The sequence below is a fragment of the Ruegeria sp. CDSB029 genome (assembly GCF_059611125.1).
Map to the genome: position 1 here is coordinate 192115 of NZ_JBXWOX010000009.1, position 9507 is coordinate 201621.

General features: G+C 57.7%; 10 protein-coding genes. 7 read left to right on the plus strand and 3 right to left on the minus strand.

The genetic code is table 11. The features are described 5' to 3' along the window. Window positions 1-105: 105 nt before the first annotated feature. The gene (locus tag AC2FI8_RS13295) at window positions 106-1203 is read right to left on the minus strand and encodes a Gfo/Idh/MocA family protein (RefSeq protein WP_496779478.1); all 1098 of its coding nucleotides are present in this window, start codon (window positions 1201-1203) and stop codon (window positions 106-108) included. A gap of 12 nt (window positions 1204-1215) precedes the next feature. Then, window positions 1216-1926 (minus strand): GntR family transcriptional regulator, encoded by a 711-nt coding sequence (locus AC2FI8_RS13300; protein WP_496768690.1) that lies wholly within the window; start codon window positions 1924-1926, stop codon window positions 1216-1218. A 106-nt stretch (window positions 1927-2032) separates the two neighbouring features. Here AC2FI8_RS13300 and AC2FI8_RS13305 point away from each other — a divergent pair, with 106 nt between their 5' ends. The 6 genes from AC2FI8_RS13305 to AC2FI8_RS13330 are packed head-to-tail and all read left to right on the plus strand — an operon-like array spanning window position 2033 to window position 7608. Then, on the plus strand, window positions 2033-3187 hold the full coding sequence (locus tag AC2FI8_RS13305; RefSeq protein ID WP_496779480.1) for an LLM class flavin-dependent oxidoreductase: 1155 nt from the start codon (window positions 2033-2035) through the stop codon (window positions 3185-3187). Next, window positions 3187-4077 carry an aldo/keto reductase gene (locus AC2FI8_RS13310; protein WP_496768694.1) on the plus strand — a complete coding sequence of 297 codons (891 nt, stop codon included), beginning with the start codon at window positions 3187-3189 and terminating at the stop codon, window positions 4075-4077. The genes AC2FI8_RS13305 and AC2FI8_RS13310 overlap by 1 nt, the downstream gene beginning before the upstream one ends. Beyond that, entirely contained in the window at window positions 4077-4592 is a 516-nt protein-coding gene (locus AC2FI8_RS13315) for a flavin reductase family protein (protein WP_058272664.1), read from the plus strand. The genes AC2FI8_RS13310 and AC2FI8_RS13315 overlap by 1 nt, the downstream gene beginning before the upstream one ends. 52 nt (window positions 4593-4644) lie before the next feature. Then, window positions 4645-5232 (plus strand): TRAP transporter small permease, encoded by a 588-nt coding sequence (locus AC2FI8_RS13320; RefSeq protein ID WP_170563750.1) that lies wholly within the window; start codon window positions 4645-4647, stop codon window positions 5230-5232. Continuing rightward, complete coding sequence (locus AC2FI8_RS13325; RefSeq protein ID WP_496779482.1) at window positions 5233-6522, plus strand: TRAP transporter large permease; 1290 nt, start codon at window positions 5233-5235, stop codon at window positions 6520-6522. A 24-nt stretch (window positions 6523-6546) separates the two neighbouring features. Next, entirely contained in the window at window positions 6547-7608 is a 1062-nt protein-coding gene (locus tag AC2FI8_RS13330; RefSeq protein WP_496726488.1) for a TRAP transporter substrate-binding protein, read from the plus strand. Between the two features lie 34 nt (window positions 7609-7642). On the opposite strand, the gene AC2FI8_RS13335 is transcribed toward AC2FI8_RS13330, so the two are convergent. Beyond that, window positions 7643-8113 carry a tetratricopeptide repeat protein gene (locus AC2FI8_RS13335; protein WP_496779484.1) on the minus strand — a complete coding sequence of 157 codons (471 nt, stop codon included), beginning with the start codon at window positions 8111-8113 and terminating at the stop codon, window positions 7643-7645. Window positions 8114-8197: 84 nt separating this feature from the next. Between AC2FI8_RS13335 and AC2FI8_RS13340 the strand changes: the two genes are divergently transcribed. Beyond that, window positions 8198-9397 carry a cytochrome-c peroxidase gene (locus tag AC2FI8_RS13340; RefSeq protein ID WP_496779486.1) on the plus strand — a complete coding sequence of 400 codons (1200 nt, stop codon included), beginning with the start codon at window positions 8198-8200 and terminating at the stop codon, window positions 9395-9397. Window positions 9398-9507 lie beyond the last annotated feature (110 nt).

The following is a 9507-nucleotide window of genomic DNA, read 5'->3' on the forward strand; positions in this document are numbered from 1 at the left end:
AGAGCTATTGCGTCGCAAAACGCTCAGCAAGCGGAAAAGACGCATCGGGTGCCAAAAACGACACCCGATTATGTGCGTATCTGGAACGCAGGTTTCCTATCGGCATCAAGACGAGAGGCGCACAGTCTCTCCGGTTTTCAATGCCTGTTGCGCCGCCAAACCGATGCGCACGGCCCAAAGGCCATCGTTCAGGGTGACGTCAGGTTGTGCCTTTTCGCCTCGTAGAACAGCTAAGAACCCCTGATGTTGGTAGAAAGTTGAACCATTGTGGTCCCCGGCGGCCAACAGGCGCGGATCGACGGGAATGTCTTTTGAGACCGGTCCTTTGGGATCACGCGGGCTGACGATGACCTGCGGCACGGGCGGCGCGCCCAGATGCTCTGGCCAGAACCGGCCCGGTCCCGGAACCAATGCTTCGATCTTGGCATTTGGTCCAATGGCCGAGATTTCCTCCTGGTACCGGGACCCTTCCGCAAACATGCACAGCTCCAGCATCGCCCGCGCACCTGATGCGAAGTCCACGATCACGTATCCATGGTCCAGAATATCCGGCGTTTCTCCGTCATAATCCTCGTCCAGATGGTTGACCGCCTGCCCGCCGCTGGCTGTTACGCGAACCGGATCGGATTGCAGGATCAAACGCATCAGGTCGAAGAAATGGCAGCACTTCTCGACAAATGTTCCGCCGGTATTCCGGTTGAACCGGTTCCAATTCCCGACTTTTTCCAGAAACGGAAACCGGTGCTCGCGAATTGACAGCATCTTTACGCCGCCCGTGGCCTCAGTCTCGGCTATCAACGCGGCAATGGGCGGCATATAGCGGTATTCCATCGCAACCCAGATCGGGTGCGGATAATCACGCTGCAGCGCCTCAAGCCGCGCCGCATCCACCGGATCTGTAAAAAGAGGTTTCTCTACCAACAACGGCAACGGGCGCGTCCGGGCAATCTCTTCGATCTGATCCACATGCAGGTGGTTGGGGCTAACGATGACGACGCAGTCCAGATCGTCGATCGCAAGCAATTCTTCGACCGAAGACACCATCACCGCATCAGGCGCAATCGCCCGCGCAGCCTTCGCCATCTCGGCGTCAGGCTCAAAAATCGCTGAAACGCGCGTGTCGTCCAGCAGGGCAATATTGTGCAGGTGTTCCTGCCCCATCATACCGCATCCGATCAGCCCGTAGTGAATGGTCCGGGTCATGCGCAGTTCCTTTTACTTCAGTCGTTGGACATAGGTGGCTCGATCCGGGTCGAACCATGTTTTTGAAAACTCAACCGGTTCGGGTTTTTCCGACCAGCTGAACCGTTCGATGTAGCCAACCGTATCTCCGGCTGGCCTGGTGAAATCAGGCGGCGTCCAACCCGGCAACGTCCCGAGGGAAACCCTGTCTTCAGCACGCGTGATCCAGAACCCCAACTGGTGCTGGTAGTACCGATAAAGCGAGTCAGACAGCAGCTGTCGATCAATCAAACCAGCAGACTCATCCAGCCAGATTTCTTCAACCGCGATAATTGTATCATTCAGGTAGCGCATTCGGCGCACCCGCGAGCCCATGTCCGACGAACCAAATCGCGGCAAATCTGCGGGCTTGTTCAGATGGTCAACTGACAGGATATCCGCCCGCGGCAACCCGCCACCCTCGGGCAATTCCAAACGAAACATTGCATAGACGCTGTTCTGCGTTCCGGTCTCGCGTACATAATTGCCCGAACCCTGAATACGCTCCAGCATCCCCTTTTTCTCAAGCTCGGCGAGCGATTTTCGCAGAGTACCGACTGAAACTTTCAATTCCGCAGCAAGGTCTCGTTCGGGCGGCAAGCGCTCGCCATCGATCAGGCGACCGGCAGCGATGTCGCGGATCAAAAGCTCGGCAATCTGAACATAAACCGGCAGGGCGTTCGGGTTTCGGTTGGCTGACGACATCTTTTGGCGCTTCACTCGGTCGCAGGAAAAATTGATACACCATTGATCTACATCAATGTGATTGCTACGCAAGAGGAAAGTCACAGTCGCTTGGAGAACGAATCAGATGACCATCGTCCCCATCACCTCACCCGATCTGGATGCGGCCGAGGTTTCGTGGTTTGCGGCGCTGTGCTCGGACGACTACCAGTTTCTTGGAATGCCCGACGGTGATCTGCGATCCAGCTGGGACCACTGCTCGGGCATCGTGAAAGAGGCCGAGGCGCAAGGGTTCAGAAATATCCTCTGCCCGTCGTCCTATCAGGTGGGGCAAGACACGTTGAGCTTTGTCGCCGGCTGCGCGCCGATCACCGACAAGATCAACATGTTGGCCGCTGTGCGTTGCGGCGAGATGCAACCCATCATGCTGGCCCGCACTATCGCGACACTGGATCACATGCTGCAGGGACGGCTAACGGTCAATATCATCTCGTCCGATTTCCCCGGCGAGAAAGCCGACAGCGCCTATCGCTATCAGCGTTCGCGCGAAGTGGTGGAAATCCTGAAACAGGCGTGGACACAGGACGAGATCAATCATGCCGGTGAGGTCTATAACTTCTCAGGGCTCACAACCGACCCGGCGAAGCCATATCAGACAGGTGGCCCACTGCTGTATTTCGGTGGTTATTCCCCATCCGCTCTGGATCTGTGTGGCGAGCATTGCGACGTCTACCTGATGTGGCCCGAAACCAAGGATCAACTGGCCGAACGGATGAAAGCCGTCCACGCGGTTGCCGAGAACTACAACCGCACACTCGATTACGGCCTGCGCGTGCACATGATCGTCCGCGATACCGAGGTCGAAGCGCAGGAATACGCCGACTACATCGTCTCGAAACTGGATGACGAATACGGTCGCGCCATCCGTGAGCGTGCTTTGGATTCGACATCACTGGGCGTCGCGCATCAGGCCAAGAACCGCGATCTGGCGGATGAGTATGGCTATGTCGAACCCGGCCTTTGGACCGGCGTTGGCCGCGCGCGATCCGGGTGCGGTGCCGCTCTTGTCGGATCGACCGATCAGGTCATGTCCAAGATCGAGGAATATCAAAAGATGGGCATCCGCGCCTTCATCTTCTCGGGATACCCACACATGGACGAAGCTCGCCATTTTGGCAGCCGTGTTATGCCTAATCTGAAAACCTGTTCCCTTCCCGAAGCCTACGGAAGGGTCCCTGCAAATACCCCGGCCACGCCGCTGGGCAACGGAGTTCGTCGCTGATGCAACGTGTGAAACTATCTGACTCGCTGGATATGAGCCGCCTTGTCTATGGCATGTGGCGACTGGGCGACGACGACGACACTTCGACGGGTCATGTCGAAGCCAAGATTCAGGCCTGTCTGGATCAGGGCATCACCACCTTCGATCAGGCCGATATCTATGGCGGCTACGCGGCCGAGGCTGTTCTGGGCAACGCCTTACGCGCAAATCCAGGCCTACGCCAGCGGATGGAAATCGTCACCAAATGTGACATCGTCGCGCCGATGGGTCGGTATGCGGACGCCAAGTGCAAATACTATGACACCTCGCGCGCGCATATCCTGAAATCGGTTGAGACATCGCTGTCCGAAATGGCCATCAATCATATCGACCTGCTGCTGATTCACCGCCCCGATCCATTCATGGATCATCACGAAACAGGTGCCGCGCTGGACGAAGTTGTCGCCAGCGGCAAGGTCGGCGCGGTTGGCGTGTCCAATTTCCGCCCTTGGGACTGGAACTTGCTGCAATCGGCGATGAAAACCCAATTGGTGACCAACCAGATCGAGATTTCTCTGGGCGAAATCGGCCCCTTCACCAACGGTGATCTGGCGTTTCATCAGCAGCATGGCCAGCCTGTGATGGCGTGGTCACCCTTGGGTGGCGGGTTGCTGATGGCTGGAAACCCTCCGGTCGGGGTTGTAGCGGACGAAGTCGCCGAGGAATTCGGCGTGGATCGCGCCGCCGTGGCGGTGGCGTTTCTTCTGGCCCACCCTGCAGGCATTCTTCCGGTCTTGGGCACCAACAATCTGGACCGGATCAAGCGCATCTCTGACGCGCTGAAAATCAATCTGGATCGCGAGAGCTGGTACCGCCTGTATGAGGCGGCACTGGGGCATGAGGTACCATGATGAATGCAATCTCAAAGGACATGACCCGCACATTCGTTCCCCACAGGGACGATACCCGAACCTTGCGCGACGCATTTGGTCGTTTTGCCACCGGTGTCACCGTTGTCACCTGCGACAGCACAGACGGGCCGGTCTGCATCACCGCCAACAGTTTCTCGTCCCTTTCGCTGGACCCACCACTTGTCATGTGGGCAGGCGATCGCAACTCGCGCCGGTTCCGTTATTTCCAAGAAGCACGGCATTTCAGTGTTCACGTCCTTTCAGCAGAACAGGCCGAGCTTTGCTTTGGATGCTCGAAAGACGCGTTTGCGCTTCAGGACATCGACCACGAGCGCTGTGAAAACGGAACCCCGCTACTGCCCGATTGTCTGGCGCGTTTCGAATGTGAGCAACACGCTTATCACGACGCTGGCGACCACGTTATCGTTATTGGAAAGGTCCTGCGTGCCAGTATGGCGGACGGAGACGCATTGACCTTCTACGCCGGAAAGCTCGGCCAATTCGCGCACCAGTAAGCGCGGAATAACTGTCGCGGTGAAAGCCCGCGGCTGAAAAGGGAGGATCCGCATGGGCGGATTGACGTCGGTGCTTGCGCCGATCGCGTTTGTGAATGAAACCGTGCTGCGATTGGGCCGCGCGGTTGGTGTCGTTGCGATTGCGCTTATGGTGATCGCGATCCTGATCCAGGTGTTTTTCAGATACGTTCTGGGCAACGCGCTGCCCTGGCCGGATGAGGCTGCGCGCTTCTGTATGCTGTGGATGACGGGCCTGATGGCCCCTACAGCATTTCGGCGTGGCGGGTTCGTCGCCATCGACATGGTGCCCCTGATGTTGCCGCGTGGGATCGGGCAAACCCTGAATATCCTGCTTCTTTTGGTTTCGCTGGCCGTACTGCTGGTCGCCGTCAATATCGGTTGGTCCGAGGTGACCGGGTTTGGCGGCAAATTCGCGACAGCGGCGCTGTATCTGCCAACGTCCTTTGGATTTGACGAGTGGTATCGCATCCCGCGCAGCTGGATGATGGCATCGCTGCTGGTTGGCGTCATCCTGCTGATCTCAGTCAATATCGAGCTGATCTTGCGCGCCGTCGTAACCCTGTTGGGCGGCGGACATCTGCTGCCAGAGATTGCCGATGCACCCGTGGGGGCCGAATAAATGTTGATATGGTTCCTACCCACATTTCTGGTGTTCCTGCTGATCGGCCTGCCGGTCTTTTTTGCTTTGCTGGCCGCGCCCGGCATTCTGCTATGGCTGAACGGCCAGACCAACGACATCACGCTGCTGTATCGCAATGTCTATAACGGCATGGATAGCTTTCCGCTAATGGCGATCCCCTTCTTCATGCTGGCCGGAGAGCTGATGAACCGGGGCGGCATCACGCTGCGGCTGGTTGAATTCAGTCAGGCGCTGATGGGCCACTTTCGAGGCGGTCTGGCCCATGTGAACGTACTCAGCTCGATCCTGTTTGCCGGGCTTTCGGGTTCAGCCGTGGCCGATACGTCGGCGCTGGGGTCAATGCTGATCCCTGCGATGGAGAAACAGGGCTACACCCGCCGCTTCGCTGCCGCGATTACGGCGGCCAGTTCGGTGATCGGACCGATCATTCCACCCTCGGGCATCATGATCATCTACGCCTATGTTATGGGCGAAAGCGTTGCAGCGTTATTCCTTGCGGGGATCGTGCCGGGAGTCATGGTGGGTGTTGGCCTGATGCTGATGATTAAGGTCATGGCGGACAAATACGACTTCCCGGTCGCCAGCCGAAAATACACTTGGGGAGAGCGGCGTCAGGCCAGCCTTAAAGCGTTCTTCCCCCTGCTGACACCAGTTATCATTCTGGGTGGTATTCTGGGCGGTATTTTCACACCGACCGAAGCTGCGGCGGTTGCTGTCGGCTACGCATTCCTCATCGGCTTTTTTGTCTTGCGCACGCTGACGCTGAAAGAGGTGCCTGAAATTCTCAGCAATGCAGGTCTGACCTCGGCCGTCGTTTTGTTGCTGGTCGGCGCGGCGATGGCCTTCAAAACCGTGGTCAGCCTCAGCCATGCGCCTGAACAACTGGCCGAGTTGATCCTCAGCCTTTCGGAAAACCCACTGATCCTTCTGTTCCTGATCAACCTGTTGCTGTTTGTCGTCGGCATGTTCCTGGACGCAGGTCCCGCGATCATCATCCTTGGCCCAATCCTGGCCCCGATCTTTACCAGCCTTGGCGTCGATCCGATCCACTTTGCCATCATCATGAGCGTCAACCTGACCGTGGGCCTTGCGACACCGCCTATGGGGTTGGTCCTGTTTGTGGCCGCCGCCGTGTCGCGCGAAAAAGTTGAAACCATCGCCAAGGCAATCCTGCCATTCCTGGCCGTCGAAATCATAGTGATCTTTCTGATCACCTATATTCCCGCACTATCCATGACGATCCCACGCATAACGGGATTTGCAAACTGACTGAGTATCACAGGGAGGAAACGCATGCTCGGAAGATTTATCAAAACAGCAGCCTTAGCGACATCGCTGGTTGCCGCAACCGCCATCGCGGCAACTGCAGCTGACTACACGCTGCGCGCGACTGCAAACTCTAATGAAAACGATGAAGATTATGACGGTCTGATCGTCTTCAAGAACTTCGTCGAAGCGGCCTCGAACGGCGCGATCGAGGTCGAATTGTTTATCGGAACACAGCTGTGTTCAAATGGTGCGGAATGCCTGCAGGGCGTTGCTGATGGCACCATCGACATCTACATCTCCACCTCGGGCGGTGCCTCGGGGATCTTCCCCTACGTTCAGGTCCTCGACCTGCCCTACCTGATGGCCGATGACCGTGTCGCTGAGCGTGTTCTGTCTGGTGATTTCACGCGCACAATGCGCGAAATGGCGTTGGAGGATTCCGGCGGTGCCATCCGCCTGATGACGATCGGCAACACTGGCGGCTGGCGCAACTTTGCCAACACGCAACGCCGCATTGCCGAGCCCGCCGACATGGAAGGACTGAAGATCCGCACCGTGGTCGCCGACCTACCGCAGGAACTGGTCAAGGCACTGGGCGCTTCGCCGACCCCGATCCCGTGGCCCGAGCTGTTCACAAGCTTCCAAACCGGCGTTGTTGAAGGATCCAAGAACGGCATCACAGATATCATGGGCATGAAATTCCCGGATGCGGGTCTGCAATACGTCACGCTGGACGGCCACGCCTATATGGGTGCGCTGTGGTGGATGAATAACGCCAAGTTCCAGGAGATGCCCGAGGATCTGCGCCGCGTGGTCGTCGACGGCTTCTACGCCCTGCAGCAGGCCACTTTTGCCTCGCCCAAGCGCAAGTCGATCCAGGCTTATGAAGATTTCGTTGCGGGCGGCGGTGACCTCTACGTCCCGACACCCGATCAGAAAGCCGCGTTCAAAGATGCGGCCACGCCTGTTTACGAGTGGTTCCAGTCCAACGTAGCTCGTGGTGATGAGATCTTTGCCGCGCTGACCGAAGCCGTTTCGATTGCGGAAGGCGAGATCAATGCGTCGCGCGATGCGGACCTGAACTAATCGATTGTGGGTCGGGCTTTTTGGCCCGGCCCTTTCACCGAAATGGGTACATCCACCCTTTGTAGTCGTTGACCAGAACATGCGCCCTTTCAATCTGCTCCGGCGACATTTTCTTGACCACTTCTTCAAGGCTGATCGCCGCGTCGGGATCGCCTCCAATGGCGCTGAGCGTGTACCACATGTAAGCCCGCACCAAATCAGGCGCGGGCATGCCAAGGCCCAGTTCATAATACCAGCCGACGCCGGATTGCGCCCCGGGATGACCCTTCATCGAGGCGCGCAGATACCATTCAAAAGCCCGCTCATAGTCCTGCTCGACACCCAAACCAAGGCCGTACATCACTCCGATCAGTTCCTCGGCCTCGGCGTTGCCAGAACGCGCGGCAGGCCAAAGTTCCTCGCGCGCGGCCTCGAACTCTCCGGCCTCCATCATATCGCGGGCCTGCTCCAGCTCGGCCAGTGCCGGGGTCGCAAGACAGCAAAGGGCAAATACAAACTGGCGCATGGGATCGCTTTCCTTTTCGTCGGTGCGGCGGCGGCGCAGGATTTACCGCGCCCACTGACGGATAATGACTTCATCGCCTTTGATATGGAACAGGCCACCATCGGTCATCAACTGTTTTACGATCCGATACTGTCCGGCAATCAGAACATCGCCTGTGCCCATTGCCATCACCCCGATTTCGGAACATCCGATGGATTGTCGCTGGGCATCGGCGAAGGCGGTCAGGGCTTGGGACCCGACCGCACTCCGGGCACCGGAGCCGACAAGATTCGAAAACGTATCCCCCGAAATTCTCCGGGCCTTTGGAATCTTGGGGCAAAGGACATTCACACCCTGTTCGACGATGGCCGCCTGAGTATTTCGGATGATTATGGCAATGGCTTCAACTCGCCTGCACAGGAATGGTTGCCCGAGGGGCTGAATTCACTGCTGGCCGCGCAGGCGCTTTTCCCGCTGACTTCGCAGTTCGAAATGGCGGGTAACGTGGCCGAGAACCAGGTCACTGGGGCCGTACATGACCGGATCGACAAAGGCTGGCCAATATTGGCCAAACGCGTCCGTACCGATCCTCGTTACGGCCCGGCCATCATGGCCGCGTATGATGATGTTGAAACGACCGAAGACATCTCGATCACACAGATCGCCAACGCGTTGGCCGCCTTCATGGCCATTGAATGGCGCAGCACTGACAGCCCGTTTGATCGATATTTAGCCGGGGACACCAATGCCCTGTCGCCGGAACAAGTGAATGGGATGGATTTATTCTACGGCAAAGCCCGTTGTTCGGCCTGCCATTCTGGCCCGCTGATGTCCGATCAGGAGTTTCACGCTCTGGCCCTGCCGCCCTTTGGTCCCGGCCGCACCCGGCAGTGGGACCCTTATGTCAGGGACGTTGGACGTATGGGCGAAAGTGACCGGCTAGAGGATGCCTATCGCTTCCGCACTCCGATGCTGCGCAACGTGGCCCTGACCGCACCTTACGGCCACAACGGAGCCTTCCCGGATCTCGAAAGCATGATCCGCCATCATTTGGACCCTGTAGCAAGTTTCGCAAATTGGACACCCGAGACGGCAGCACTGCCCAACGTACCATGGCTACAAAAGGCAGATTTCCTTGTACGGCACGACCGATTTGAAATGCAGCGTGTACGCAGCAAAATCGACATTACCCCGCTGGAATTGTCTGAAGATGAGATCAACAGCCTCGTCGAATTTCTGCATGCCCTTACCGGTACCAGCGTGGACACACCGCCATTTGGCGTGCCCGTTGGCTTCACACCCTAGGATAAACCCCCGCTTTGAAACGGGGGCTCCAAATTTACTCAGCGGCTTCTTCGTATGCGTCCATTGGGGGGCATGTGCAGATTAGGTTTCTGTCGCCATATGCGTTGTCG

Excerpts from the sequence above, each read along its gene's own strand:
- AC2FI8_RS13320 (WP_170563750.1), top strand. The coding sequence starts at position 4,645 with ATGGGCGGATTGACGTCGGTGCTTGCGCCGATCGCGTTTGTGAATGAA.
- AC2FI8_RS13340 (WP_496779486.1), top strand. The coding sequence starts at position 8,198 with ATGGAACAGGCCACCATCGGTCATCAACTGTTTTACGATCCGATACTG.
- AC2FI8_RS13330 (WP_496726488.1), top strand. The coding sequence starts at position 6,547 with ATGCTCGGAAGATTTATCAAAACAGCAGCCTTAGCGACATCGCTGGTT.
- AC2FI8_RS13335 (WP_496779484.1), bottom strand. The coding sequence starts at position 8,113 with ATGCGCCAGTTTGTATTTGCCCTTTGCTGTCTTGCGACCCCGGCACTG.
- AC2FI8_RS13295 (WP_496779478.1), bottom strand. The coding sequence starts at position 1,203 with ATGACCCGGACCATTCACTACGGGCTGATCGGATGCGGTATGATGGGG.
- AC2FI8_RS13310 (WP_496768694.1), top strand. The coding sequence starts at position 3,187 with ATGCAACGTGTGAAACTATCTGACTCGCTGGATATGAGCCGCCTTGTC.
- AC2FI8_RS13315 (WP_058272664.1), top strand. The coding sequence starts at position 4,077 with ATGAATGCAATCTCAAAGGACATGACCCGCACATTCGTTCCCCACAGG.
- AC2FI8_RS13300 (WP_496768690.1), bottom strand. The coding sequence starts at position 1,926 with ATGTCGTCAGCCAACCGAAACCCGAACGCCCTGCCGGTTTATGTTCAG.
- AC2FI8_RS13325 (WP_496779482.1), top strand. The coding sequence starts at position 5,233 with ATGTTGATATGGTTCCTACCCACATTTCTGGTGTTCCTGCTGATCGGC.
- AC2FI8_RS13305 (WP_496779480.1), top strand. The coding sequence starts at position 2,033 with ATGACCATCGTCCCCATCACCTCACCCGATCTGGATGCGGCCGAGGTT.